Origin of the sequence: Streptomyces mauvecolor (genome assembly GCF_039532965.1) — a bacterium.
In the GTDB taxonomy this organism is placed as follows: Bacteria; Actinomycetota; Actinomycetes; order Streptomycetales; family Streptomycetaceae; genus Streptomyces; species Streptomyces violascens.
This window is the reverse complement of the sequence record NZ_BAAASQ010000046.1, coordinates 1-24,817: the sequence shown is the minus strand read 5'-3', so window position 1 is coordinate 24,817 and position 24,817 is coordinate 1. Positions and strand designations below refer to the sequence as shown.

Below are 24,817 nucleotides of genomic sequence, written 5' to 3'. Positions count from 1 at the left end.
ACCCCGCTCCCACCAGCGGAAAGCCGCAAGATCCCCCGAGACCTAACGGAGTCCTACTAGTGACGGGTTCCGACACTGCCTCGGGCAGGAGCCCCGCCTGACCCGCTGCCCTACTGGACGCTCAGTCGCAGTGGCTCGAACGGCAAGGGCAGTCCTCGCTTACCTCGCAACGTTCGATTTATGCTCGATATATTGATCTCAGAGGTGCATCGGCAGCCCTCGAATGCACTGAGAGGCGGATGGTCATACTGCTGCGAACGGCGTGCGTCTCGCGGCCCATGGTGACGAACCCGTCCGCAGCAGCAGAACGAGACACTCTGAGGCGTCTGGAGAACCAGGGCAGCGCGGGGTGACCTCATGAGCGACAACCGTGCACGCTGCATCATGCGGGTCTTCTTCCACCCCGGCCCGGACCACCAGGCGGACCAGGACGCGGTGTTCGGGCAGCTCCTGGTGCTGGTCGAGGACTTCACGCCCCGCTACCAGGCACGTCCCCAAGACCTGGCCGTCGACCTCGACCTGACCGGGTCCCTGCGCTATCTGGAGGGCACCCCGTACGAGGCCGGTCAGGTGCTGGCGCTGCGCGCGCTCGCCCTGCATGGGGCGGTGGCGACGATCGGCACTGGGGGCTCGGTGGCGATCACGGCGATGGCGGCCGCGGTCCACCGCACCCGGCCGCATCACCGTCATCGACCCCGACCCGGCCGCCGTCGATGCGTTCCTGCGCCGCCAGCCGGTGGCACTTTGATCGCCACGAGCCGGGATCCTAAGCGGCCCCTCTGACAATGCCCGTCACAGCAGACGGATCGTTCCTCCAGCCGAACCACCCCGCCCCCGGAAATCCCTCTTGCTGTGCTCGCCGGCGCGCCGGGGGCCATGTATGCGGCCGGACGCCAACGTGCGGGAGACGACCGGCCGCGCAAGCACTCTCGGGAGCACTCCGGATCACCGTACGGGCACCCTGGCGCTCCCGCAGATCACGGCAGTGGGGAGCGGTCTTGGTGGCGCGTCTCGGCGAGGAGCCACACCACGGTCACCACCCGTCGCACCCACCGGAACATTTCCTCTGCGGAGGTCAGATGGCCCAGCAGTCCGCGAAGTGAGGCGTGCCGCCCGGGACGATGTTGCAGGTCGTCCACTGGTCGATCGTACGGCCGTTGTGGCGGCCCACGTTGTGGATGGACACGCTGCCGCGCCACCACCAGCCGTTGACCCGGGTCCAGGCGTGCGGTGTCGGGACCCAGTCGGTGTGGACCGCGTTGCCGTACTGGTTCGTGCCCCACACCTGAATGTTGTCGGAGTAGTTGGTGTGGACGGTGACCTGGAGCTCCCCGTTCGCCGAAGCACTGGCCGGCATGTCCACCGCCGCCACCCCCAGTCCCGCCAGGGCCGAACCGGCCACCAGAACCCTCTTCAGACTCGACTTCATCGGCCCTCCCGTTGGCTTTGCATCTGGTCACAGGCAACCGCCGGCCACGAAGTGGCAGCGCCGGCCCCTGATGAACAGCCCCAGGTTAGGAACGTGATGCTGGCGCGTCGTCAAACCAGCGCGGTAGCGCCCATGTCAACCTCCCGGGTCAGGCACACCACTTGCTGCAACCAACGGTGTAGCGACTCGGCCGGACGGCGGGCCCGGCGCAGCCCTCACCCTGTCCGGCGGCGCACGAGCGCCCCCTAAATGGGTGGCCGCGCCCGACCGGTGATCCATAGTCTCAAGGCACGCGCCCCAGACCGGGTCACAGTACATCAAAGGGATGGTTTTCACCATGAGATCAATACGCCGATTAGCCGCATCCGTGGCCCTCGTCTCCGCAGCACTGGCCGCCGTCACGGCCCTCGGCACCACGACCGCATCGGCGGAGACGGCACCCAAGGTGCCGATCGAGGGCGTCGCCTGCGGCTTCGACGGCACCGTGACACCGCGAACCGTCCGCCTGGGCGACCACGGTCCCGCAGTCCGGGAGGCCAGGTGCCTCCTAGACTTCTGGGGTTACATCGACTTCAGCTGGAACGACGAGACCCACGGCACGTTCGACGCCGATATGGAAGAAGCGGTCAAGAACTTCGAGAAGCGGCGCGGGCTGCCCGTCGACGGCGTCGTCGGACCTGAGACGTGGGAGGAACTGCGCCACAGCCTCGGCGCGCCTCACCGGCCCCGATAGAGCACCCCACCGGCCGGTGCGGCCGGCGCTGCACGAGGCGGGGGGCTCTCCCCTGGGCCTCGGCCAGGGCCACAGCCTTGACCCGCTTTTGGGCGGGGTGGCCAGTTCGGCGTGTAGTTCGCCCATGTCTGCGCGGAGCGCAGGTCCGGTTCTCGCCCGCGCAGCCGAGCCGCGCAGTCAGAGGGAGGGCACTTTCAAGCCGTTCATGGCTTGTGGGGCGGTTGAGGGACTTTGATCCCTGGAGAGTCAAGATCAAGTAAATGGATCATCAAGTGACCTGGTGCTGATGCACCGTCACTGAAACGACCCATGGGGGGGATTTGTGTCCGTCATCGACTCGCACACCTTCAAGACCGCCTGCGCCAGCCTCGTCGCGGCAGCACTGATCGCTACCGTCGCGCCCGCGGCGAACGCCGCCCAGAACACCAAGGCCAGCGAGCCGGGGGCAGCGGTGAAGGCTTCGCCGTCAACCTGGCCGAGTGGGGCTACACCGATGAAGAGGCCGTCGAGGCGTTCAAGGACTCCGACATCGTTCAGGTCGTCTGGGGCGAGCTGCCGCCCGTCGGCGACGGGCGGATCCAGAAGCGCGGCGTGAGCTTCGGCTGGTACGTCTACGTCACGCTCAGCCAGAGCCAGGCCCGCGCCACCTGTTCGGCAGCGCGGCCACCGCTGCGGGCATCATCGGTGTCATCACCGGCGGTATCGGCGGAGCCGTCGCCGCGGGCGTCTACTCCTACATAGCCAGCCTCGGCAGCGACAACCTGAACAAGTGCAAGAAGGTCGAGATCCGCTTCACCTACGCGGGCAAGGCTGCCGGAGGGAAGTGCATCAAGTGAACCAAGGAGCCACCTGCATGAGGACACGCCCGGCCGCCATCGGGATGCTCACCGCCGTTATCGTCTTCTTCCTCGGCATGCTCATCAACGCCCAAATCCGCGCCGACAGCAGCGAGCTGGGGACCTCGCTGCTAACCTTCGCCGCCGTCGCCGTCCCCGGCGGACTGCTCGCCTGGTGGCTCGCCGGCCGTCCCCGCCGCTGATCCTTGCCGGGGCTCGGCCCTATCGGCCTGGCCCCGGCAAGGCGCCGTTTCACTGCTTGAGGCCGAGCTTGGCCGGTGCCCGTCGGCCAGTCCGTCTTCGGTGATCGACTCCGTGGTCTTCACGGCCGCGGTGAGCTCGGTGAGCGTGGTCCGCGCGTACCGTCGGCACGTGCGGCTGAGGCAGGTGGCGGAGGCGGAACTGCCCGTCCTCCGCGAGATCCTTGCGGATGCGGACCGGCCGGACTCCGATTCTGCTGTCGACTGGGCGGCGTCCTACCTCCAAGAAGCTGAGGCCGCCCTTCGAAGCGGGCAAGGGGCAGCGGCCGTGTGGCATCTGACTCGGCCGCCAAACTTCTGTCCGGTACCGGAGAGCGCGGCGAGGCCGACCGCAGGGCGGCGGAACTCCGAGACCGCCTCCAGGCCGCCGGACAGCGGCACCGGGTCGTCGACACCCGTAGTCCGGGCTACCCCCCGACCGTCTGAGGTTCAGGCCCCTGGTCCGACGCCGCCTCCACAGCACCAACCGGGACGTGCGTGCCATCCGTCGTCACGAGGGTCGAACGTAGCCATCCGTACCGGCCTGGCGGACGACGATTTGCCGGATCAGACACGAAAGAAGCCTGAGACCACGAGGTTCTCCGAGGAGCACTGGAGGCGAACTGGCCGAGATCCCGATGAGGTTTCGCAGTCGGCTTGATCCTGCGCAGGGCCGGTTGCACGCAGGTGGACCAGCCACGGTCCGGGCGCCCGGCAGGGGGTTACCTACAGTGCCCGGACGCGGGTGTCGACGCGGACTCTGGCTGCGGTGTCGGCGTCCTGGTCGAGGGTGAGGTGGGTGGCGCCGGTGGCGAGGTCGAAGCGCGTGACCTCGCCCAGAGTATCGTGGTCGGCCCAGATGCAGAGGGGGGTGGTGCTGTCGGCGTCTGAGTGTGAGGGGCTCGTGGGCTTGTATATCTGGCATTTCATGACGGCGTCCCCGAGTCCGATGGGGAAGACTCGCTGAGGGGCGCCTACGAAGGTATTACCGGTCTTGTCGGCGGCGGTGCGGGCGGCGGTGGCGAAGTCACGGTCGATCGCCTGCTCGGGATCGTCGATCGTCCCCCAGACTCCCAGAAATTGGACCCGCTGCTCGGAGTCGGGATTGCTGGACCTGTAGGAAGCACTCACAGCCTGCAGGTTGCGGATCCCGTCCGCGAGGCAGCCCTTGATGTCGCCATTGGTGATCCGCACACCGACGTTGGCATCGCCGACGAACGCGCCGCCCATGATGCTCGGCGGCGTCTTCACCCTGTACGACACGGCTGCGGCGCTCGCCGGCCCGCTGGCGCCCCGACCCCATACATAGCCGGTGGCGCCGACCGCACCGACCACCACCGTGAACGCAACCGCCAGCACCGTGTTCCTCACACGTGCGCCCGTCGGCGCGCCGGACGCCACAGCCACAGTCGAGGGCGGCCCGAAGGAGGGCGTGGGCGGCTGTGGGCCGTACGGGCCGGGCTGGTTGTAGCTCACGTGTCGACGGCCTCCCGCTCAGTGGATCTGATCACTTCATCCTCGCCGATGAGATCGCGCTCCCCGCAGGCAGGGGCATCGTCGAGGACAGAACGGCCTTCCCCGACCCGTACGCGGTTGGACTCGACACCATCGCCAGCCGCACGGAACAGGCGGCTGTCCGCCGCTGAGTTCAAGGGATCACCGGCGTCTGGCCCCTGGCACCAAGTTGGACGACGCCGCCGTGCCCGTCCCTGGTCCTGCTCCGAACCTGTCGCCCTGCCCACGCTGTTCACCGACGGCACGACCAGCGCCGCGCTCGCCGAGGCATGCCTCGCAGCCCTCTTCACCCACACAGCCACCATCGCCCGGCCCAGCCGGCCACCTGTCCGGCATTGGAGTCGCCTGCCATAACGGTGCATCTGCATGCTCTGCACGTACACCGCCCGGCCCGGCCAGGGCATAAGCCCGCGAATCAGGAGCAGTCCTGTTGGCGGACCCGGGAGCGCTCACCGCCGGCAGCTCCGCCGCGACCGGGGAGGCAGCCAGCGTGGAGGCCCCCTCTCAAATGGGTGACGCTGAACTGTTCGTGAGCTTGTACGCGCACATGGGCGCTATCTCTTGACGCAAGATCACTTCTCGCGGGTGGGCGCCGCCATCGCCCTGGTCGGTCTGTCCGCCGTCCTTGCCCCTGCCGCTCCGGCATCCGCCACTGCCCCCGCCGTCACAGCCCAGTCTTCCCCGGCGCTGCGGCGGGCGCTGCCGGAGCCGCCTCCGGCCGATGTCGCCCGGGGCGAGCTAGGGGACCTGAACGTCGAGGCCCCGCACGCCATGACCGGCTACACCCGGGCGAAGTTCCCGCACTGGGCCATGCAGTACGGGCAGTGCGATACGCGTGAGGTCGTTCTGCAGCGCGAGGGGAAGAACGTGGTCCAGGACGACAAGTGCCGTGCGGTGTCCGGGACTTGGTACAGCGAGTACGACGGCAAGACGCTCACCGCATCCGGCCAGGTCGACGTCGACCACATGGTGCCGCTGGCCGGCGGCTGGCGGGCCGACGCGGATCTGTGGGACACCGCCAAGCGCAAGGCCTTCGCCAACGACCTGGTCCACTCCCAGCTGATCGCCGTCTCCGCCGCCTCCAACCGGTCCAAGGGCGACCAGACCCCCGACCTGTGGAAGCCCCCGCTCAAGTCGTACTGGTGCGCGTACTCCCGGGCCTGGATCGACGTGAAGCACGTCTACCAACGCAACGTCACCGAGGCGGATAAGACGGCGCTGGACGAGATGCTCGACACCTGCGACAGCTGATGCCCAGCCCCGAACCAGCGGTGTGCGACGACCAGGTCACCGCCGGTCCGGGCGGGGCGATGACCGACGAGGTCGGAGTCATCACAGGCGACCTCACCGTCCACACCACCCGCCTGCCCAACAACCTCGTCGGCGTCCAGGTCCAATACACCGGCACCGAGGAGTGGTACACCCTCACCGGCAGCCCCGTCACCGTCACCGACGGCGAGCTGGAGGGGTATCACGAGCGTGTCGTGGCCGCCGTCGAACACGGCGAGGAGGCCGTCGCCCCCACCTGACCTGCCCGCCGGAGAGAGATGTCCCTCTTCCCTGCCCGAGCCATCGCCCGGGGCGCGGCGGTAGGTTCCTAGCGCGGTCGAACCGGCCTCGGTTCAGGTGGGGGTGCCCCACAACTCGTAGGGGGCGGCCTGTGTTGGCGGGTGTGTTGGGGTTCAGGTTCTGACGGCTATGGCGGCGGCCGGGCCGCGTTGGGAGCGGGGGGTTTTCTCGCCGACGCGTCGGGGTTGGAGGGTGCGGGGGTCGATGGCTTCGCCGGGTGCACCGACGTTGTAGACGCCGTTGGGTTCGGTGTCGCGGTCGTGCGGGAGGAGGAAGAAGACGCGGCAGCGGTAGAGGCCGCTGTCGGGGTCGGCTTCGGCGTGCTGGTCGAGTTCGGTGTAGCCGACCACGCGGTCGTCGCGTTCATAGCGGGGTTTGCCGCGGCGGCGGGCGAGTTTGTCGAGGGCCTGGCGGACGTAGTCGAGGTTTTCGGGGTCTTCCAGCCACACCAGTGCTGCTTCGTGGCGGAGATCGCTTTCGTTCAGCAGCGAGCTCATGACTGCAGTCCCGTCAAGTGGTGGGCGGCGTCCGGCAGGCGGTTCGTGTGGTGGCCGGGGTTTGGCTTCATGGTAGGCCTGGCGGGCCGGCGGTGGCAGGGCGTCCATGGTCAGTCACCTGCCGGGGTGGGGTCGTTGGTGAGGAGGCCGAGGCCGGGGTCGTACTTCTTTCCGCTGGATTTCATCATCTCGGAGGCGGAGGCGAGGTTGAGTTCCCGGCGGACCCGGTGGCGAAGGCGCGGACGGTGGCGGGGCGGATGCCTTCGTTTGCGCACCAGGCGGTGTAGGTGGCGAAGAGCAGGCCCTGCTCGACGCGCAGGTCGCCGGCGTCACCGCCGGGGACGGTGGTGGTGCAGGCTTCGGTGAGGAAGCGGCCGATGTGGTCTTCGGTGGTGGCGTAGGCCTCAGTGGCGGTGCGGACCGTGGCGGGCCCGGTGAGGGGGTCGCGGGTGGCGAGGTAGCGCTGGGCGCCTTCGATGAGCCAGTGCAGGATGCCGGGGCCTTCGCTGGTGACGAGTTCGGGGGCGAGGTTGTCGATTTTGCGTTCGGTGGGGACGACGCGTTCGAAGGGGATGAGGCGGATACGACGCCAGAAGGCTTGGCCGCCGGTGCCGACTTCGGGGCGGTGGTTGCCCAGGAGCCAGAGTTTGTGGGTGGGGTTGAAGCTGAAGTAGTCCTGGCGCATGCGGCGGGCGGTGATGCGGTCGCCGCCGGTGAGAAGTTTGACGCGGGCTTCGTCGAACTTGTCGTTGGGTTTGAGTTCGGAGCAGACCACGATGCGCCGGCCGTGGAGTTCGGTGAGTTCGGTGGAGTGTTCGCTGTAGTTGCCCTTCTCCATCAGGAAGCCGGGCGGGGCGGCCAGGGCATAGTCGCCGTGGATCTGCGTCATCACGTCCAGGAGCACGGACTTGCCGTTGGCTCCGGTGCCGTAGAGGAAGGGCAGGACCTGGGCGCCGACGTCGCTGGTGATGGAATAGCCGATCAGCAGGTGGAGGAAGGCGATGGTTTCGGCGCCCTTGGGGTCGTCGCCGAAGGTGTCGGTGAGGAAGCGGTGCCAGCGCGGGGTGGGCATCGCTGCGGGGGCGACGGTGGTGGCGCGGGAGTGCAGGTCGCGGATGGGGTCGGGTTTGCGGAGCTCGCCGGTGTGCAGGTTGATGACGCCGCCGGGGGTGCACAGGTCGTAGGGGTCGCCGTCTAGGACGTCAGGGTCCAGGGCGAGGGCGGGTGAGGCCTTGGCCTGGGTGAGCATGGCCTTGATGCCCTGGGTGGACATGGCGCGCTTGCGGTGGGCGGCGACTTCACGGTCGGTGTGCAATCCGGTCGGGTCGTTGGGGGGCATCTGCTCGGCCATGTCGCCGGCCGCCCACAGAGCGGCCTTCTCTCCGCCGGTGCGCTTCCACTGGTAGGTGTCCCAGGTGTACCAGCCCAGGCCTTCGACGTGGCGGAACTGGTCCCCGTACAGAGAGGCGAACAGCCTCGCGTTACCCCGGTCTCTCAGCAGGCCCGGCAAACGGCCTGTCAGCGTGACCTGTTCGGGGACCGTCGGACGGTGAGGGCGGGGGCAGCGTTCTGCTGGGCGGCGGCCGCGGCGTCGACGCGGCTCTCGGCGCTGCTCATGAACGTCCTTCGTGATGGAACGGCCGGCGCATACCGGCCTGCAGAGCAGAGACGATGACGGACTGACTGCGCCGCTCCTGGCCCGGACGGGCCTGTTCGGCAACCTCGGTCAGCAACTCCAGGGCCCGGGCCTGGGGCAGATGGCCGGCTGCCACCAGTCCCCCGGCCGTGAAGGCCGCGCGGTTCAGCTTCTCCGTAAAGGCTGCTCCATGCGCAACCGCGGCACAGGAGGCGACTTCCGCCAGCAGCGGCTCCAGAGTGCGCAGCGCGCGGGCGGGGGCACGTCGGGGCCCGCGGGGAGCGGGAACGTCGGGGTTCGTCGCAGGGGCTGAGGGTGCTGGAGTAAGGCTGTGACCGGTGCGGTCCAGTTCGGTGGCGAGCCACATGGGCAGGAGGGCGGGCTCGCGGGTGTCGCCAAGTGACACGTAACTGCCTTTGGGGGTGCGGGTGGTGGGGGCGACGATGTAGCCGCCGTGGGCCCGGACGTCGACCTGCCAGGCCAGCGCGACGGTGGGGCTGGAACCGGCCGACGAGCAGTAGCCCGTGTGTTCGGGGGGCAGGCGGTACCAGAGGTGGAGGCCGCCGGAGGGAGTGCGGACTCGGAGCGTGGTGGTGTCTGCGGCCGGGTCGGGCTGACGGCGGTAGGCGGCGAGCAGGGCGAGTGTGTCGAACCCGGATGCCAGACCGGCGAGGTTGACCTCGGTGGGGATCGGGATGCCGGGCAGCAGCCGACTGCGGTCAGGCACCGGGGCACTGTGGGCATCGACGTCGATGACGACCAGGCGGGCGGGACCGCAGGCGATACCCACACCCAGTTGGGGGCGGGGGCCCACCAGGCGTCCAGGCAAGCGGGGTTGGTGGTGGGCGCGTGGAAGCCGTGGCACCAGCCGCCTTGTGCATGGCAGGGACAGTCCTGGGGGCGTGGTAACCAGTGCGGCATGCCGGGCAGTTCGCGGGAGGAGTTTTGCGGCCGGCGGCCAGCGGGTGGACGGGCCAGCCCTGGGCGCGCGCACCAGCGGGCCACATCGAGAGTGCGGACGTCCGTGTGCGGCGCGGTCACGCTGCGGGGAGCTGGCACACGACTTCCTTGACGAGGGGCTGAACCGGTTGGTCCTTCTTCGGTCCCTCCACAAAGCCGCAGGTCAAGAGGCCTACGAAAGAGGGAGAGGGACTGAAGGGACTCAACTTCCCAGTTATGAGCCGCACTGACTACTACGGTGCACTGCTCGCCCGTACACGTATGCGCACACACATAAAGAAGGGAACTGGGATTTTCAGTCCCTTCAGTCCCTCACGGAGCCATCACAAGGCTTTGACCTGGTCCTTTTGCAAGGGACTGAACAGCTGCCTTCGGGCACCCCTCCCCGCCGATGGAGACGAATCAGTGCAGGCTGTCCTGGCTGGAATGCGTCTGGTCGAACCAATCGCTGCGTACCTGGTGCCGCCTGCTGCTGGAGGTCTCCTGCCGCGCGCCCGTCTCCTCCCCGGGCCCCGGCTGATGGTCGTCGTGCGACGTGGTCGATGCTGTCCTGGACCCTTCCCGACGAACACCCTGGGCATCCATGACCGACTATCTGCAGGCCGTCTTCGACATGCTGGGCCCAGCCATCAACCGTGACAACGAGCCTGCCGACTGGCTTCACCTGGAGCAGGAGATCGGCAGCCCCCTCCCCACGGACTTCAAGGAGTTCGTCGCACGGTATGCCCCCGCTGAACTGAACGACCGCCTCTACATCCACCATCCCGGATCGGATGCGTGGAACCTGTTGCGCTGGATGAGGGAGACCGTGGAGGCCTTCGACGCGTGCGAGTGGGAGGAGGTCACCGCGGCCTCTCTCAATCCCGGGCACCTGGTATTCGGGAAAGGCGGCCTGATCCCGCTGGCGTCGACCAACGGGGGCGAGTACCTCTTCCTGCTGCCCAGGCCCGGCAACACACCCCTGCTCGTCGTCCACGTCGGAGACGATGACGACTTCTACGAGTACGACATGAGTTTCGCCGAATGGCTCTACCGCTACCTGTCCGACGAGGACATGACCGGGCCGAACAGCAGCATCGGCTGGAACGGCCCAGCGCAGGTGAGCAAGCCCCCCCGTTATGTTTTTCGCGGTCCTGCAATGGGGCCGCTGGCCTCCGGGCCCGGTATGACTGTGTCCCCTCTGTCGAACGGATGACCTGGGGGGTGGTCCTACGTTGTTGATGGGTCTGATGGGCTGCCGTACGGTCCGGAGGATCCAGTGGCCCCGGGTATGGCTTGGGGGTGGTTGCCTTCAATGGTTCCTGTGACACCTGGCCGCCCGGAGCCGCACGACGACTCGACCACTGATGAGGAGCTGCGGGCCCGCCGGTACCGCTGAGTAGGACCATGCTGGAGGGGTCGTCCGGATCGAAAATACGTCGCACGACCGGAGGAACCATGGCCTGGAACTGGGCGGGAACCGATATCGGCAAGGCTCACCACCACACCGTCGTCCTGAACAACGACGGCGAGGTGCTGCTGTCCCGGAAAGTGATCAACGACGAGCCCGAACTGCTGGACCTCATCAGCGAGGTACTGTCCCTCGGCGAGGACGTGGTCTGGTCCGTCGACGTCGCCGACGGCATGGCCGCTCTGCTGGTCAACCTCCTGCTCAACCAGGAGCAGACCATCGTCTATCTGCCCGGCCTCGCGGTGAACAGGGCCTCAGCCGGCTACCGCGGACTGGGCAAGACCGACGCGAAGGACGCCCGAGTCATCGCCGATCAGGCGCGTATGCGCCGCGACCTGCACGTCCTCGCACCGGAGAGTGAACTGGCCGCCGAACTACGGGTGATGACCGACCGTCGGGCCGATCTGGTCAAGGAACGGACGCGGAAGACCAACCGCCTGCACGCACAGGTACTGGGCATCTTCCCGGCCCTGGAACATGCCCTGGAACTGACGAGCATGGGGTCGCTGGTGCTGCTGTCGGGCTACCAGACGCCGACTGCACTGCGGCGTCTCGGCCGACGGCGGCTGACGACGTGGCTACGCAACCGCCACACCCGCAGCGCGGAAGACCTGGCCACCGCCGCTGTCGATGCTGCGGAACGGCAACACATCCGGATTCCCGGCGAGGCCGCGATCGCCCGCGTGGTGCACGACCTGGCGCTGGAGCTACTGAGCCTCCACGAGAAGATCCACGAACTGGACAAGCTCATCGAGGCCCGGTTTCGTGAGCATGAGCTCGCACCGGTGATCTCCAGCATGCCCGGCATCGGCCCCCTGCTGGGCGCCGAGTTCCTCGCCGCCACCGGCGGGGACCTATCGCGCTTCCCCAGCGCAGACCGGCTTGCCGCCTTCTCCGGCGTCGCTCCGGTCCCCCGCGATTCCGGCAACGTGAACGGCAATCTGCACCGACCCCGCCGCTACCATCGCGGCCTCCAGCGTGTCTTCTACCGCTCCGCGATGATCAGCGTCCGCACCTGCCCGGAGTCCCGGGCCTTCTACGACCGCAAGAGGGCCGAGAAGAAGACACACAAGCATGCTGTCCTCGCGCTCGCCCGGCGTCGCGTCAACGTCCTGTTCGCCATGGTCCGCGACCGGCAGTGCTACCAACCCCCAACTCCCTTCCCTGCAGCGGCTTGACAACAACATGAGGAGGTGTCACCGGGTTTGTGGGGTGCCGTCGGAGACGCTGATGAGAGACCCGGCCACCGCCCGGTCCGGCGCAATGCCGGGCAGCCTGCGGGCGGCAGGTCTGCATAACGTGGATGCGCGAGCACGGTGCCATTGCCGAGGCCGGCACGGTCAACACCTCCGGAAGGGTGCGATGTTAGACACCGAAGGCGTGGGCGTCTTCCTCGGGATGGACGTCGGCAAGACCGCCCACCATGGTCACGGGCTCACCCCGGCCGGGAAGAAGGTCTTCGACAGGCCGATGCCCAACAGCGAGCCGAAGCTGCGGGCCGTTTTCGACAAGCTCAAGGCCAAGTTCGGCACCGTCCTGGTGATCGTGGACCAGCCCGCTTCCATCGGCGCCCTTCCCCTGGCCGTGGCCCGCGACGCGGGCTGCGAGGTCGCCTACCTGCCCGGCCTCGCGATGCGGCGGATCGCTGATCTGTATCCGGGGGAGGCGAAAACGGACGCGAAGGACGCGGCGGTGATCGCGGACGCGGCCCGGACGATGCCCCACACCCTGCGTTCGCTGGAGCTGACCGACGAGATCACCGCCGAACTCACAGTGCTGACCGGCTTCGACCAGGATCTCGCGGCCGAGGCCACCCGCACCAGCAACCGGATACGCGGCCTGCTCACCCAGTTCCACCCCAGCCTCGAGCGCGTGCTCGGGCCCCGGCTGGACCACCCCGCCATCCCCTGGCTCCTCGAACGCTACGGATCCCCGGCCGCCCTGCGGAAAGCCGGCCGCCGCAGACTCGTCGAACTCATCCGCCCCAAGGCCCCGCGCATGGCCGCCCGGCTGATCGACGACGTCTTCGACGCCCTCGACGAACAGACCGTCGTGGTCCCGGGAACCGGCACCCTCGACATCGTGATCCCGTCCCTGGCCGCCTCCCTCGCGGCGGTTCACGACCAGCGCAGGGCACTGGAATCCCAGATCAGCACCCTGCTGGAGGCCCACCCTCTTCACCCGGTCCTGACCTCGATGCCCGGAGTCGGAGTCAGGACCGCCGCCGTCCTCCTGGTCACCGTCGGCGACGGCACCGGTTTCCCCAGTGCCTCCCACCTCGCCTCCTACGCCGGCCTCGCTCCCACGACCAAGTCATCGGGAACCTCGATCCACGGCGAACACGCACCACGAGGCGGAAACCGGCAACTCAAACGCGCGATGTTCCTCTCCGCCTTCGCCTGCATGAACGCCGACCCGGCCTCCCGCACCTACTACGACCGGCAAAGAGCCCGCGGCAAGACCCACACTCAGGCGCTCCTGCGACTTGCCCGCCAGCGCATCAGCGTCCTGTTCGCCATGCTCCGAGACGGCACCTTCTACAAGTCCAGAACCCCCACCGTCACCCTCGCCGCATGACATCACAAACACCCGCACACCAGGCACCACGTCCTTGACGAACGACATAGAGACACCCCCCCGTCTGGCGGGTCCGCTGCTGATGGGCGTGGGCACCCAGTTGGCCCGGGCCAACCTCGCACAGACCCAGATGAAGCACGTGAACCTGCACGAGGCCAAACTCCCCGGCGCGAGCATCATCGGCGCGCAACTCATGAGGCGAATCTGACCGATGCGAACCTGCTCGGTGTGCCTTTGTCCGCCCCGGCCCCGGCTCTCCCGGTCTACGGCGCGGACCCGGCCCGGCGCCCTACACGGTTTTTCGCTGGGACGGTTCCCCCCGTGGGCGGACGACGGAAGCCCCAGGACGGGCTGTGCGGCGTCTGCCGGGGTGCGCAGATGGCTGAGCACGAGGACTTGGCCACGGCGCACTGACCGGACGGGGAGGGCCTGCGGGCTCTCCCCGCCGCTTCTACAAGGCCGTGGGCCATCGGTGTGGATGCGGGACGGGCCTGCGGTGTCGGTGGAGGCGGCGCTCGTAGGCTGCCCGAGAGTCGTCCGCATCTGGAGGTTTTGTATGCCTGCGTCACCTTGGGCCATTCTGCGCTGCCAGTTCGCCGACACCGTCAATGTGCCGACGAGTGCGGACGACGCGTACTTCGCGGACCTGTTCACCGGGTCCGGCCAGGGCTCGCTCAACATGGTCGACTACTTCCTGGACTCCTCCCACGGTGCGGTCGACATCAGCGGAACGGACGTCCTCGGCTGGTACGTCCTCGATCAGGACCGCGCGAACTACACGGGCAGCGGGGCCAACCCGGCTGGCCGGGATCAGTTGATCGCCTGGGCCAAGCAGAAGGCCATCGCGGCGGACGGTATCGATTTCTCCCGGTACGCGGGGGTGCTGGTCTGCATGAATGTCCCTACGGACCTCTTCGGGGTGCCCCACTACGCCGCAGTCTGCGACGTCGACGGCCTGTATCCCAATGACCTCGCCCTAGTCATGGGCTATGAGTACGGGATGGCTGCCTCGTGGATGGAAGGGGCCAGTGGGCCCTGGACAGACCCGTGGGACGCGATGAGTAGCGGAAACGCCTACATGTTCGCCCATGACCGTTGGGGTTTGACCGGGCCCGGGCTGAACGCCGCCAACATGTACGGCAGGGGCTGGCTGGACGCCACGCGGACCCATGTCATGAATGCCACCGGCACCGCCCTCATTCATCTGCGTCCGCTCCACCGCCGGGATCTGCCCGGCACGCTGGCCGCGCGGATCGGGGACTTCTTCGTGGAGTTCCGCGTGCAGGCCGGCTTCGATGCAGGGCTGCCCCATGCGGCCGTGCTGGTGCACACACTGGTCAACAACAGGTCGTACCTGATGGTGAACTCCGACAACACGGTGGCGCTGGTCAAGGGATCGGTCTTTGACCACCAGTCCAGCAGTGGCCATGTGGTCTTCACCGTCGAAGAGCTCGACCCCGATGGTGAGACCGCCACGATCCGGGTGAATTACCAGCTGCCCACCAAGTCGGAAAGCGCCGGGCCCGGCTTCGAAGTCCTTGGCGCGGCAAGTGCCGGCGGCGCGGGTGTCATCTTCGTCAACGGCAAGCTGCAGAAGGTTCCGCCGCACTCTCCGGCGTACAGGGTGCTCGAGCACCTCGCGGTGGTGGCCGACGCCGAGACCGTGGACCTCGCCGAGGCTCGGGACGTCATGCGACGCGAGGGATACAAGGCGATCGGAGCGACGGTCGCCGATGTCCTTCAGGACCTCGAGGGCTTCAAGGAAGTGGCGCCTCGCCAGATGCACTGACGGCGAGAGGGGGGAGGCATGGTGCCGCTGTCGATCCTGACGGGTCAGTCCACCCACCTGCGCGCCGCTCTCGACCAAGGGATCACGGACCTGCGCCGCGCGGGCAGCGCAGTGCCGTGACCCGGCGCCAGAACGCTTGACACATCAGCCGGGCGTGGCTCCTTTGAAGGGGCGGCCTCACCAGCGCAGACATGCGGGTTCACATGTGGTGGGTGATCCTCTGAGACGTACCGGCCGCGGCTGGCTGGGGCTGCCCAGTGACTTGCACACCGATGAGGGCGAAGCACCGGTACTGCCCACCCACGAGTGGCTACGCCTTGCTGAGTTTCGCCGCCTGCATGTCGGTCAGGCGGCGAACGTAGAGCGCGGTGACGGCCGCTGTCAGGACCGCCAGCATGTGCAGGGACAGATTGATCCAGGTCTCCGGCTTGAACTCGTACCAGTAGAGGCTGTGCCCGGCGTGGGTGTAGGGATCATCCTCGATGTAGGACTGATCGAACGTAAGCGTTACCCACCAGGGGGTCCAGAAGAGCGGCGAGGTCAGGAGGGTGACCAGCCAGAGGGCCCACCAGGTGTGCAGCAGTACGCGCGGAGCTGTGTCCTCACCCTGTTCGGGCGGGCTGGAGGCGTGCCAGACGTCGTTGGCGATCTGGTGCGGTAGGAAGAGGTTCGCGACGGGGATAAACCAGCTGAGTACCGCCATGGACGGGTGGTAGCGCAGCCGCCCCGGCGCGAACCGCTCGGCGACGAGGCGCACACGGGCGAACCAGATCAGCCAGCACACCATCAGCCCCGCGCCGAGGAGGATCTGAGCCACCCACAGGAAGGTCAAGGGCTCCCACCCATCGAAGTTGAAGTGTCTCATGTCGTACCACGGGTAGCTCGGGTAGTTCAGCGAGTCGCTGGACTTGTCCCCTTGATGGGTGGCGGCGACGATCTGCTGGACGGCCGTGATTCCGGAGACCACGGCGAAGAGGGCAAGGAGCCAGTAGACAGCGGCCCGGCGCCCATCCGCCGGGCCCGTCCGGCCTCGTGCGCGACGCCGTTCGTCGGCCAGCCGGGATTGCGTTGTGCCGGGCTGCCTGTCCGCGCCAGGCAAGGAGGTCCCCTGGCGCGGCTGGTTTCCGGTGGTGGGTGCCTCGGGGTTGGCGGAGGGCGTGGTGGGAGGGTGGCTGGGAGCGGTCGGGGCCGTGGCTATCGCGTCGGCGGCCGTAAGGGGGGCCAGCCGGGTGCGCGGATCCTCCTGGTCGAGGAGTTGCACGGCCTGCTGGCCCAGCTGGGCCAGCACCTCCGGCGGCAGCCACACTCCCGGCGAGGGGTACTGCGGCTCTACCCGGTCCCGCAGCTCGGCCAGGGCGGGCCGGTCCTTGGGGTCTTTGGCCAGGCAGTGCTGGATGAGCCCCAGCAATGGCTCGGGTATGCCAGTGAGGTCGGGCGGCTCGTGCACCACCCAATACATCAGGGCGTGCAGTTGGCTCTCCGGAGCGTCGAACGGCAGTCGCCCCGAAGCGGCGAAGGCGAGCACCGTGCCCAGCGAGAAGATGTCGCTCGCCTCGGTCAGTCGCTCGCCCCGGACCTGTTCCGGTGCCATGAAGCCGGGCGAACCGATCACCACTCCGGTGCTGGTCAGGCCACCGGCAGCGGAGTCCAGGGCGCGGGCGATACCGAAGTCGATCACTCTCGGCCCTTCGATGGTCACCATGACGTTCGACGGCTTCAGGTCGCGGTGGATCAGCCCGGCTCTATGAATGTCGCCCAGCGCCCGGCTCAGTCCGGAGGCCAAGCCGCGTACCGAGTACTCGGGCAGCGGTCCGTGCTGCTCGGTCACCACCTGTTGCAGGGTCGGCCCGGCGACGTAGGCTGTAGCCACCCAGGGCAGCGCCGCGTCCGGATCGGCAGCCAGCACGGCAGCCGTCCACTCCCCGCCGACCCTCTGGGCCATGACGGTCTCCTTGGCGAACCGCTGACGGAAATCCTTAGCCTCCGCAAGTTCAGCGCGGATGGTCTTCACCGCCACCATCCGGCCACGCGACGACCGGGCCAGGTACACCACGCCCATACCGCCCTCCCCGAGCCGGCCGATGAGCCGGTAGTCAGAGATCCGGTCGGGATCGTGCTCTTTCAGAGGCTGCACTGCCGGGGCTCCCTCCCCTTGAGTATCACTGCGGCGGGTGAACAATAGCCTTGATCCCGCAGGTGAGTTGGGGGATCTTCAGTCCCGGCAGAAGGCAGAATAAGAGGTCCTAACAAAGGCGTCGGGCATGTCTGTAGGTGATGGGAAATGTAGCGAGAAGGCTTCATGGATGTCGTCCCGTCGCTCCCATCGGATGGGCAGGCGACGAAAGCCGTGCAGCCAGGCAATCGTCCGTTCGACGACATACCGGAAGATGCCCAGGCCGGAGCCGTGTGGCTCGCCACGCTTCGCGATCACGGGACGGATGCCGCGCTGCCACAGCAGGCGCCGGTATTTGTCGTGGTCGTAGCCGCGGTCGGCGAGCAGTGCGTCGGGCCGGTGCCGGGGCCGGCCGACCACCCCCGCGACGGCGGGGATCTGGTCGAGCAGGGGCAGGAGTTGGGTGACGTCGTTGCGGTTGCCGCCGGTCAGCGACACCGCGAGCGGGATGCCCTGGGCGTCGGTGACGACGTGGTGCTTGCTGCCCGGCCGTGCACGATCAACCGGGCTGGGACCACTTTTGGGCCCCTGCGGGCCGCCCTCACGTGGGAGGAGTCGATCACCGCCCGGGACCAGTCCAGCTTCTTCGCCGACCGCAGCTTCTTCAACAGCAGCACACGCAGCTGGTCCCACACCCCGGCCTCGTTCCACGCGGCCAGCCGCCGCCAGCAGGTCATGCCCGAACCGAAGCCCAGCTCCTGCGGCAGGTACTCCCACTGGATCCCGGTGTGCAGCACGAACAGGATCCTGCACAACGCCTGCCGGTCCGGAACACTCGGCCGTCCCTCGACCAGCTTCGGCCCCGGCTTGGGCAGCAACGACTCGACCAGCGACCACAGTTCATCCGACACGATCCACGGCCGTGACTGACGCTTCCCCACGACCAGACCAACGAGCGGATAGGCCAACAGCCACATCAGCAACCACTTCTGTTAGGACTTCTAAAGGGCGTCTACCCGGCCGAGACGATCGAGGCGCACAGGGCGTTCATCGCTCGCCGCCGGGCCACCCGGCCCAGCGAGGAATACCGGACTCCCACGGAGGAGGAGTGGGATGCCTTCCTCGCCCACTTTGAGAAGCGCAAGGTGTCCTTTGGCACCTGCGGCCGCGCATTTTCCACCCCGTGTGTTCATGAACACGCTTGTGTCAGATGTGCACTCCTCAGGCCGGACCCGGCCCAACGGGACCGCCTCGAGGAGATCCGCGAGAACCTCATCGCCCGTATCGCCGAAGCCGAATGCGAAGGCTGGCTCGGCGAGGTCGAAGGACTCCGGGTCAGCCTGCCCTGCGCCGAGGACGAACTCGCGCAGATCATGAGGAGCACGGCCAGGGCGTCGGTCGACCTCCCGGTCCCGAGGTTCCGGGAGGAACCGTGAACGCGCCCGGGGTGACGGTGCCTGCGTCGGTGGGACGAAGCGTCGAGACTTCGCTCGGGGGCGTCCATGGTCCTTCGCCGCCAAACTCCCTAGGCGAGCACCCATTGGGGCGGGTGCCCAGGGTCGGCCGGGCAAGTGAATACGTGCAGGTCCCGGTCTCGGCCGAAGCGGAGCCGAGTGGGTTGGGCGACGGATTGGCCACCCCGGATCGATGCCTTCCCCCTCAGGGGTGGGTCACGGTCCTCCAGGGGCACCCAGCTGTGCGAGCCGGCGTCCATCTCGTAGCCCTCTGCCGTCAGCAGCAACCGCATGAGGGTTGCGCAGGACGCGCAGTCGATGACCATCGGGCCCGTCGACGCCCAGCTGGGGTAGCCACCGACGCGCCAGCCGGGAGGGATCGACAGGTCGTACTGGTAGCTGGGGGCGCCGGGGCCGTGTTCCGCTACCTGGGCGTCGTCCCACGCGTCGATGCGCGCGATCAGCGAGGCGGGCAGCGTGTCGTCCTCCGCCCAGGGATAGGTGTCCACCTCTTCCGGGTGCAGGACACACGGCTCGGGGAGTTCGTGCTCCCATCGAAGCAGGGGCACTTCGGGCGGAGCGGCGAGGAAGCGTTCCGCGTGTTCGGTATCCCGTGCCCGTCGCCACTGCAGGCGGTAGCGGCGCTCCAGGTACAGGCCGTGGGTGAAGGGGCAGCGAAAGAGCTGAACCAGATCTGCGCCGTCGGGCCCGCAGACAAGACCCGGGATGTCACGGCGGAAGAACTGGGCCAGCCCCACGAAGGGCACCGGACCGTCCAGTCCGGGAGTTCCCGCGGGGGGCCACGGCCAGCTCGGCGGCCAGACGCCTGCGGCGCGGGCGCCGCGGATCTCCTCCGGTGCGTACCCCTCGGTCTCATGATGGTGCGGCTCGTGGCAGAGCGGCCATTGTTCGCTGTCCGGCCACAGCATCGGCCCGCCGACGTGACTGTCGTGCATGCCGGGCCGCCCCGGTCTGGGGTGCAACCGGGTAGTCCGGGCTCGGTAGGGGGCCAGCTCCGGGAACACGGCCTCCACAGACACCGGTCTGGCCGGCGTGGTCCTCGTCATGCGCAGACCGTACGCGGCCGGGCAAACGCCACGCGAACGGATTGCCGCGAGCCTGGTGCACTACCTCGGGGCGACGTGGGGGTGCCTCCGTTCTCGCGCTCACCGACCTCAGCCCCCTGGCGAGTGCCTTCCGAATAGGTGCACATCCGCTCTCGCCATCCGTGCTCAAAGCTGGCCGACGACCGAACCTCAGCTGTCGCCCTCACCTCGTAGTTCAGGGAAGCTTGTGTCAGATGCTCGCTCCTCCGGCCTGATCCAGCCCAACGGTCACAGCTAACTGACATCCGTGACAACCTGATCGCCCGGATCGCTGAGGCGGAGCGGGAAGGATGACTGGGCGAGGTCGAGGGCCTCCAGGTCAGCCTCACCGGCGCGCAAGGCAAGCTGGACCAGCTCGATGCCGAAGCGGCCCGCCGACCCTCCACAGTCGATCTCGGCATGCCGACCTTCGCCGACGTCGCCATCCGCACCACCACAACGTCGACGGACCAAAGCTGCCCCTCAAATCCATGGTCGCCACGAAGCTGAACTGCCTACGCTCCAACCCATGCGAACTGTCTTCGTGTTTCCCTCAGGTGAGCGAGCTGAGACCGTCGCCTCGCTCAATCGGCATCTGCCCGAGCAGCGCAATCCATGGACTCTGGACGGCAACCTCTACATCGACATCGACGATGGGCAGACCGGCTACCTCTTCTCCGATTGGGATCCCGAGGATGTGGCGATCCTCGAAGCGGCCGTCGGACATCACCCCACCTGGGCGGTGCAGATCGACGTCTCGGGGCGGATCGACGGCACCGCAGAGGTTCATCGAATAATCGCTCTGCTGCTTGAGCATGGAGGCGTGGCAACGGACGACTACACCACCCACCCATGGACTCTGCCGGAAATCCTGTCTGGAGCGGTGATCGACGGCCTGCGGTTCTTCGACTTCCGCGGCTACCACGAGCTCAACCGCGAGCACGGGCGCTCCTGACTCTGTCCGCTGCTGCCTCCTGCGCCCCGACCCCGCCCAGCACGGCCGCCTGGTGGAGATCCGCGACAGCCTCCTCGACCGGATCGCCGAAGCCGAGAAAGAGGGCTGGCTCGGCGAAATCGAGGGCCTGCACGTCAGCCTCGCCGACGCCGAATCCAGAATCGACCAGATCGACTCGGCGCCCGGCAGCGTGGCGATCAACCTCGGCATGTCGCGCAAGGCCCCGGCTCACCCCGCCCAGAAGGAGGGAGCAGGGTCGCTGAGACAATCGCGGGATGATCAGCAATGAGATGCGGTTCGATTGCCAGCACCGTGGCGACACAGGTCTGCTCGTGGTCGTCCCTCACATCGACGGAACACCACTCACCGAGCTGGTCGATGAGTACGAGATCGCGGCCGGGATGCAGCCTGCAGGTGATGCCTACAGTGGTCTGATTCCGGAGTTCTTCCGGTTCGGCCCGATGCAGGACCACTTCCTCGGACTGTCCACTAGCGCGATGGGGCCGAAGACCCCCGTCCTCGGTTGTGAATGCGGTGAGTGGGGGTGCTGGCCGCTCATGGCCCGCATCACCGCGACAGCGGATCTCGTAACCTGGGACGCCTTCGAGCAACCCCACCGCAAAACCCGCGACTACGTGGCATTCCGTCCGTTCCAGTTCGACCGCCACCAATACGATGACGCCTTGCAGGCCCTGAGCGCGGTGATCGGCTCCGCCGCCGACGACACAAGCGCATGAACACTGCCGTCAGTCCGTCTTGCCGCACATGGAGTTCAGGGGCGGAGGCCAGCAGCGAGGGACTCGTCCTCACCCGTCGGCGACGGGCAGGTTGTGCCACCAGTGACCGCATCCGCCGGAGCAGAAGCGTTCGCGGCGCCGTTCGTCTGCGACCGCGAGGACCTCGACCAGTAGCCGGAACGTCTTGCGTCGTTCGTCGACAGGGGTGAGGCCGGCGATCTTCCCCAGTTGCTGGTCGATCGGGCCGCAGGTGATCAAGACGGCCGGGGTGTGCGTCGGGCGCAGCCCGGCACGTCGGATGCTCTCCGGTCCGTCTTCGGTGCCGGCGCGCGCCTGCACGCAGTGGTGGCGCCTCGGCCTGCTCCTCCGGACTGTGGGTGCCGACCCACTCGATGCCCTGTGGCATCGGGCGCAGTCCTTGGGCGAGTTCGTTGAGGATAATGTCCCGCTCGGTCGTGATCAGCTCCCGCAGGCCAGCGAGGCGAAGACCTCAGCGGTCTCGTCGAGGAAAGCGCACAGTTGCTGCACGGCCTGCCGACAGTCATGCGGGTCGAGAGCCGCCACGGCCCGGACTTCGAGCCATCGGTCCCAGGGACCGGCCAGGGCAAGGAACCGTGTCGTGTACTCGGAGCCGAGAATCTCATCGAGGTACAGAAGCGTCCCAAGGACGACTGCCTGGTCGTAGTTGAGGTCGGGACGCGACAAGTAGTGATCAAGGTATGCGCTGAGCAGTTCGGCATCCGCTGCAGTACCGAACTTCGCAAGGGCGACGCAGTATGCCGCGCCCGCATACGGCCCCTCGCTGGCCAGCAGGAGCCGGCCTATGAGCTCGCGGAACTCGGACCTGTGCGCCACAGCAACCAGCCAGGCGGCAGTCTTGCGCTCGCGCCATCCACCCTCGAAGAGGACGCCGAGCTCCGCCGGAGTGATTTCGTACGCAGCCTGAGCCAGATGCCGCACAAACGCGGAGCGCTCGACCGGGCTCAACCGGAAAACGCTCCCGCCCAACCGAAGGTATAGCCGATCAGGCGTGACGAACCGCCGAACCAGATGCTGCAACTCGGGATCGCTCTGGACATCACGCATAGCCGCATCCTGGCCCGGGACGGTACTCATCCGCCACAGGTTTGCCGACTGCCTCAACGGACCGTATTTACTGGTTCAGAGAAGTCGGACTGCATGATCAGCCGAGCCGTGTCGGAGCTGACCGACTCATCGCGGTTGAGGGTGAAGGGTGCGTAGCGTGTCTGGTCCGACTGGGTTCCTGGCTTCGCCGTCTGCCCACGGCAGGTGCAGGGGTGTGATCCGAGGGTGCCGCGCTCGCCTGTCCGGCGAGTGTCATGGTGGCAAGAAGGGTGGGGACCCTCTCGCCCACGAGAGAACTCCTTGAGTCAGGTAGTTCATCCATCAGTGCCCTGGTCGGGCATCGCCCCCGGGATGCCGTGCTGGCCCAGGAAGGTCTGGAAGGCGGTCGGTGGGCGTGGCGAGAGGGTTTCCTCAGTCGGCGGCAGGCTGCTGAGGCGTTCGACGTTCGCTGCCCAAGGACCAATGTCCGGTGGCAAGAGATCTTGACTATCTGCCGAACGATCTTGACTGGCCGTGTTGACGGTTTGTCCTCGGTCAGGCGTCCTTGGGGGTGCCCGTAGGGGTTGCAGGGCGACGCGCGGCGTTCTGTCCGGTGGAACCCCTACATCCCTGAGGTGACGTCAACTCCCGTACGGGCGGCCTACGGTCCTTGCATGACCGGAATTCGTCGCACTGCCGTGGCGGCCGCGCTCCTGCTGGCCCTGCCGCTGTCCGTTGTCGTCGCCGCGCCCGCGCTTGCCGCTTCCCCGGCCCCGGCCGCCGCTTCCGCCTGGTCCAACGCCCCGGCCGGTCCGTCGGTCGACGTCCACGTCGAACTCCCGCACCCGACCGGCCAGTACGCGGTCGGGCGGGAGATCCTGCACCTCGTCGACCACGACCGGCCCGACCCGTGGGTCCCGTCGGCGGGTCCGCGCCAACTGATGGTGTCGATGTATTACCCCGCCAAGGCGGGCACCGGCGACCCGGCACCGTACATGACGCCCGAGGCCGCACGGCTCATGCTGGACGGGAAGCTGCCCGGCAACACCATCCCCACCCGGGCGGTCACCGGCACCGGGACGTGGGCGAAGTCCGACGCGCGCCCGCAGCACGGCCGGTTCCCGCTGGTGCTGCTCTCCCCGGGCTTCACCATGCCGCGCACCGAACTGACCAGTCTTGCCGAGGACTTGGCCAGCCGCGGGTACGTCGTCGCGCTCGTCGACCACACCTACGAGAACACCGGGACGACGTTCCCCGACGGGCGGACGCTCACCTGCGCCATCTGCGACAGCTTCCCGCCCGGCGGTCCCGAGGCCGTGGACGCGAGCCGGGCGAAGGACATGTCGTTCGTCATCGACCAGCTGACCGCCCGCTCGCACCCCGCTTGGCGCTACGCCCGCATGATCGACGCTGGCCGGATCGGCATGGCCGGGCACTCGATCGGTGGCTCGGCCGCCGTTCCGGCCCTGGCCACGGACGACCGGATCCAGGCCGGGGTCAACCTGGACGGCACGATGGACTACAAGGTCCCCACGACCGGGCTCAACGGCAAGCCGTTCATGCTGATCGGCCACCCCCTGGGCGACGGCCAGGAGGACCCGAGTTGGACAGACGCGTGGAGCAGGCTCGACGGCTGGAAGCGCTGGCTGACTGTCGCGGGATCGAACCACGGGACGTTCACCGACAACCCGCTGTTCTTCGAGGAGCTCGGCCTCCCGGAGCCTCCCGGTACCACGATCACGGCTGCTCGCGGAGTCGAGCTCACCCGGAAGTACGTCGCCGCCTTCTTCGACCTGCACCTGAAGGGCATCGACCGGCCGGTCCTGGACGGGCCGACAGCGGAGAACCCGGAAATCAGCTTCCACCCGTAGTCGAAGACCGCGAGTCGACCGAAAGACCGCCAGTCGCGCGAGGCCGTCGGCAGGGCCGGCGGCCTCGTCAGCGTTAACGCGATCCGGCCGGCCAGGTGCGGTCACTGATCTCTTCGGTGGGATCACTCCCACGGAGCTCGGCATCCTCTTCGAGGGTGGCTGGCGCGAGCGCAAGACTGCCGCCTGACTGGTTGCCATGGCCCACAGAAACGAGTTCCGCGACCTCACCTCATCGGCCAGCTCGTGCTAGTAGGACTTTGTTAGGTGGTGTCGTAGGGCTGCCAGGGTGCGGGCTGTCTGCAGGTCG

Annotated in this window: 25 protein-coding genes and 2 pseudogenes; 17 read left to right on the top strand and 10 right to left on the bottom strand. The window is 67.8% G+C overall.

The genetic code is table 11. The features are described 5' to 3' along the window. Positions 1–357 precede the first annotated feature (357 nt). Complete coding sequence (locus ABD346_RS35995; RefSeq protein WP_344380526.1) at positions 358–783, top strand: hypothetical protein; 426 nt, start codon at positions 358–360, stop codon at positions 781–783. A 292-nt stretch (positions 784–1,075) separates the two neighbouring features. Here ABD346_RS35995 and ABD346_RS35990 read toward each other — a convergent pair whose 3' ends face one another. Next, the gene (locus ABD346_RS35990) at positions 1,076–1,429 is read right to left on the bottom strand and encodes a hypothetical protein (RefSeq protein WP_344380525.1); all 354 of its coding nucleotides are present in this window, start codon (positions 1,427–1,429) and stop codon (positions 1,076–1,078) included. Positions 1,430–1,796: 367 nt separating this feature from the next. On the opposite strand from ABD346_RS35990, the gene ABD346_RS35985 reads away from it, so the two are divergent. The 4 genes from ABD346_RS35985 (at position 1,797) to ABD346_RS35970 (ending at position 3,684) form a co-directional block, all read left to right on the top strand. Beyond that, the gene (locus ABD346_RS35985; RefSeq protein ID WP_344380524.1) at positions 1,797–2,162 is read left to right on the top strand and encodes a peptidoglycan-binding domain-containing protein; all 366 of its coding nucleotides are present in this window, start codon (positions 1,797–1,799) and stop codon (positions 2,160–2,162) included. Between the two features lie 309 nt (positions 2,163–2,471). Then, positions 2,472–2,903 (top strand): hypothetical protein, encoded by a 432-nt coding sequence (locus ABD346_RS35980; protein ID WP_344380523.1) that lies wholly within the window; start codon positions 2,472–2,474, stop codon positions 2,901–2,903. Between the two features lie 112 nt (positions 2,904–3,015). Next, complete coding sequence (locus tag ABD346_RS35975) at positions 3,016–3,201, top strand: hypothetical protein (protein WP_344380522.1); 186 nt, start codon at positions 3,016–3,018, stop codon at positions 3,199–3,201. Between the two features lie 327 nt (positions 3,202–3,528). Next, positions 3,529–3,684, top strand: coding sequence for a hypothetical protein (locus tag ABD346_RS35970; RefSeq protein ID WP_344380521.1), 156 nt, complete (start codon positions 3,529–3,531; stop codon positions 3,682–3,684). Between the two features lie 279 nt (positions 3,685–3,963). On the opposite strand, the gene ABD346_RS35965 is transcribed toward ABD346_RS35970, so the two are convergent. Next, positions 3,964–4,713: a hypothetical protein gene (locus ABD346_RS35965; protein WP_344380520.1), complete on the bottom strand. Its 750-nt coding sequence runs from the start codon at positions 4,711–4,713 to the stop codon at positions 3,964–3,966. A 600-nt stretch (positions 4,714–5,313) separates the two neighbouring features. Here ABD346_RS35965 and ABD346_RS35960 point away from each other — a divergent pair. After that, positions 5,314–6,003, top strand: a complete 690-nt coding sequence (locus ABD346_RS35960; RefSeq protein ID WP_344380519.1) for a GmrSD restriction endonuclease domain-containing protein — start codon at positions 5,314–5,316, stop codon at positions 6,001–6,003. Further along, positions 6,003–6,281, top strand: coding sequence for a hypothetical protein (locus ABD346_RS35955; RefSeq protein WP_344380518.1), 279 nt, complete (start codon positions 6,003–6,005; stop codon positions 6,279–6,281). The genes ABD346_RS35960 and ABD346_RS35955 overlap by 1 nt, the downstream gene beginning before the upstream one ends. A gap of 153 nt (positions 6,282–6,434) precedes the next feature. On the opposite strand, the gene ABD346_RS35950 is transcribed toward ABD346_RS35955, so the two are convergent. The 3 genes and pseudogenes from ABD346_RS35950 to ABD346_RS35940 all read right to left on the bottom strand — a co-directional run bounded on the left by ABD346_RS35950 (position 6,435) and on the right by ABD346_RS35940 (position 9,459). Next, the gene (locus ABD346_RS35950) at positions 6,435–6,818 is read right to left on the bottom strand and encodes a DUF6009 family protein (protein WP_344380517.1); all 384 of its coding nucleotides are present in this window, start codon (positions 6,816–6,818) and stop codon (positions 6,435–6,437) included. A 110-nt stretch (positions 6,819–6,928) separates the two neighbouring features. Next, positions 6,929–8,337, bottom strand: a pseudogene (locus ABD346_RS35945) (DNA primase family protein); the annotation flags it as partial. Positions 8,338–8,431: 94 nt separating this feature from the next. Continuing rightward, positions 8,432–9,459, bottom strand: a pseudogene (locus ABD346_RS35940) (bifunctional DNA primase/polymerase). 538 nt (positions 9,460–9,997) lie between these two features. On the opposite strand from ABD346_RS35940, the gene ABD346_RS35935 reads away from it, so the two are divergent. The 5 genes from ABD346_RS35935 (at position 9,998) to ABD346_RS35915 (ending at position 15,230) form a co-directional block, all read left to right on the top strand. Then, complete coding sequence (locus ABD346_RS35935) at positions 9,998–10,609, top strand: SMI1/KNR4 family protein (protein WP_344380516.1); 612 nt, start codon at positions 9,998–10,000, stop codon at positions 10,607–10,609. Between the two features lie 242 nt (positions 10,610–10,851). Beyond that, positions 10,852–12,042: an IS110 family RNA-guided transposase gene (locus ABD346_RS35930; RefSeq protein WP_344380528.1), complete on the top strand. Its 1,191-nt coding sequence runs from the start codon at positions 10,852–10,854 to the stop codon at positions 12,040–12,042. Between the two features lie 184 nt (positions 12,043–12,226). Continuing rightward, positions 12,227–13,441: an IS110 family RNA-guided transposase gene (locus tag ABD346_RS35925; RefSeq protein ID WP_344380515.1), complete on the top strand. Its 1,215-nt coding sequence runs from the start codon at positions 12,227–12,229 to the stop codon at positions 13,439–13,441. Between the two features lie 34 nt (positions 13,442–13,475). Beyond that, complete coding sequence (locus ABD346_RS35920; RefSeq protein ID WP_344380514.1) at positions 13,476–13,649, top strand: pentapeptide repeat-containing protein; 174 nt, start codon at positions 13,476–13,478, stop codon at positions 13,647–13,649. Between the two features lie 288 nt (positions 13,650–13,937). Then, positions 13,938–15,230 carry a hypothetical protein gene (locus ABD346_RS35915; protein WP_344380513.1) on the top strand — a complete coding sequence of 431 codons (1,293 nt, stop codon included), beginning with the start codon at positions 13,938–13,940 and terminating at the stop codon, positions 15,228–15,230. Positions 15,231–15,540: 310 nt separating this feature from the next. Here the strand turns inward: ABD346_RS35915 and ABD346_RS35910 are convergent, their stop codons facing one another. Together ABD346_RS35910 and ABD346_RS35905 are read right to left on the bottom strand one after the other, a co-directional pair. Continuing rightward, a complete protein-coding gene (locus tag ABD346_RS35910) occupies positions 15,541–17,364 on the bottom strand; it encodes a protein kinase domain-containing protein (protein WP_344380512.1) in 1,824 nt (607 codons plus the stop codon). A gap of 78 nt (positions 17,365–17,442) precedes the next feature. Next, positions 17,443–18,320, bottom strand: a protein-coding gene (locus ABD346_RS35905; protein ID WP_344380511.1) for an IS5 family transposase whose coding sequence is annotated in 2 segments (ribosomal slippage) — positions 17,443–17,933 and positions 17,933–18,320 — 879 coding nt in all. Because the reading frame shifts where the segments join, the coding sequence is not laid out codon by codon here. Between the two features lie 168 nt (positions 18,321–18,488). Here ABD346_RS35905 and ABD346_RS35900 point away from each other — a divergent pair. Further along, positions 18,489–18,779: a hypothetical protein gene (locus ABD346_RS35900; RefSeq protein WP_344380510.1), complete on the top strand. Its 291-nt coding sequence runs from the start codon at positions 18,489–18,491 to the stop codon at positions 18,777–18,779. 89 nt (positions 18,780–18,868) lie between these two features. Here the strand turns inward: ABD346_RS35900 and ABD346_RS35895 are convergent, their stop codons facing one another. Beyond that, the gene (locus ABD346_RS35895) at positions 18,869–19,837 is read right to left on the bottom strand and encodes a hypothetical protein (protein WP_344380527.1); all 969 of its coding nucleotides are present in this window, start codon (positions 19,835–19,837) and stop codon (positions 18,869–18,871) included. Between the two features lie 574 nt (positions 19,838–20,411). Between ABD346_RS35895 and ABD346_RS35890 the strand changes: the two genes are divergently transcribed. Genes ABD346_RS35890 through ABD346_RS35880 form a run of 3 tightly spaced genes read left to right on the top strand, consistent with a single transcriptional unit; the run spans position 20,412 to position 21,574 of the window. After that, entirely contained in the window at positions 20,412–20,837 is a 426-nt protein-coding gene (locus ABD346_RS35890) for a hypothetical protein (protein ID WP_344380509.1), read from the top strand. Positions 20,838–20,889: 52 nt separating this feature from the next. Then, entirely contained in the window at positions 20,890–21,126 is a 237-nt protein-coding gene (locus ABD346_RS35885) for a hypothetical protein (RefSeq protein ID WP_344380508.1), read from the top strand. Next, positions 21,113–21,574 carry a hypothetical protein gene (locus ABD346_RS35880; protein WP_344380507.1) on the top strand — a complete coding sequence of 154 codons (462 nt, stop codon included), beginning with the start codon at positions 21,113–21,115 and terminating at the stop codon, positions 21,572–21,574. The genes ABD346_RS35885 and ABD346_RS35880 overlap by 14 nt, the downstream gene beginning before the upstream one ends. Before the next feature lie 69 nt (positions 21,575–21,643). Here ABD346_RS35880 and ABD346_RS35875 read toward each other — a convergent pair whose 3' ends face one another. Together ABD346_RS35875 and ABD346_RS35870 are read right to left on the bottom strand one after the other, a co-directional pair. Continuing rightward, the gene (locus tag ABD346_RS35875) at positions 21,644–21,913 is read right to left on the bottom strand and encodes a DUF5958 family protein (RefSeq protein ID WP_344380506.1); all 270 of its coding nucleotides are present in this window, start codon (positions 21,911–21,913) and stop codon (positions 21,644–21,646) included. Between the two features lie 120 nt (positions 21,914–22,033). Continuing rightward, positions 22,034–22,660: a DUF6000 family protein gene (locus ABD346_RS35870; RefSeq protein ID WP_344380505.1), complete on the bottom strand. Its 627-nt coding sequence runs from the start codon at positions 22,658–22,660 to the stop codon at positions 22,034–22,036. Positions 22,661–23,313: 653 nt separating this feature from the next. On the opposite strand from ABD346_RS35870, the gene ABD346_RS35865 reads away from it, so the two are divergent. After that, the gene (locus ABD346_RS35865; RefSeq protein ID WP_344380504.1) at positions 23,314–24,510 is read left to right on the top strand and encodes an alpha/beta hydrolase family protein; all 1,197 of its coding nucleotides are present in this window, start codon (positions 23,314–23,316) and stop codon (positions 24,508–24,510) included. The last annotated feature ends 307 nt before the right edge of the window (positions 24,511–24,817 follow it).

Coding starts and splice junctions, on each gene's coding strand:
- ABD346_RS35995 (WP_344380526.1), top strand. CDS start 358: ATGAGCGACAACCGTGCACGCTGCATCATGCGGGTCTTCTTCCACCCC.
- ABD346_RS35990 (WP_344380525.1), bottom strand. CDS start 1,429: ATGAAGTCGAGTCTGAAGAGGGTTCTGGTGGCCGGTTCGGCCCTGGCG.
- ABD346_RS35980 (WP_344380523.1), top strand. CDS start 2,472: ATGGGGGGGATTTGTGTCCGTCATCGACTCGCACACCTTCAAGACCGC.
- ABD346_RS35975 (WP_344380522.1), top strand. CDS start 3,016: ATGAGGACACGCCCGGCCGCCATCGGGATGCTCACCGCCGTTATCGTC.
- ABD346_RS35955 (WP_344380518.1), top strand. CDS start 6,003: ATGCCCAGCCCCGAACCAGCGGTGTGCGACGACCAGGTCACCGCCGGT.
- ABD346_RS35950 (WP_344380517.1), bottom strand. CDS start 6,818: ATGAGCTCGCTGCTGAACGAAAGCGATCTCCGCCACGAAGCAGCACTG.
- ABD346_RS35935 (WP_344380516.1), top strand. CDS start 9,998: ATGACCGACTATCTGCAGGCCGTCTTCGACATGCTGGGCCCAGCCATC.
- ABD346_RS35930 (WP_344380528.1), top strand. CDS start 10,852: ATGGCCTGGAACTGGGCGGGAACCGATATCGGCAAGGCTCACCACCAC.
- ABD346_RS35925 (WP_344380515.1), top strand. CDS start 12,227: ATGTTAGACACCGAAGGCGTGGGCGTCTTCCTCGGGATGGACGTCGGC.
- ABD346_RS35890 (WP_344380509.1), top strand. CDS start 20,412: ATGCGAACTGTCTTCGTGTTTCCCTCAGGTGAGCGAGCTGAGACCGTC.
- ABD346_RS35880 (WP_344380507.1), top strand. CDS start 21,113: ATGATCAGCAATGAGATGCGGTTCGATTGCCAGCACCGTGGCGACACA.
- ABD346_RS35870 (WP_344380505.1), bottom strand. CDS start 22,660: ATGCGTGATGTCCAGAGCGATCCCGAGTTGCAGCATCTGGTTCGGCGG.
- ABD346_RS35865 (WP_344380504.1), top strand. CDS start 23,314: ATGACCGGAATTCGTCGCACTGCCGTGGCGGCCGCGCTCCTGCTGGCC.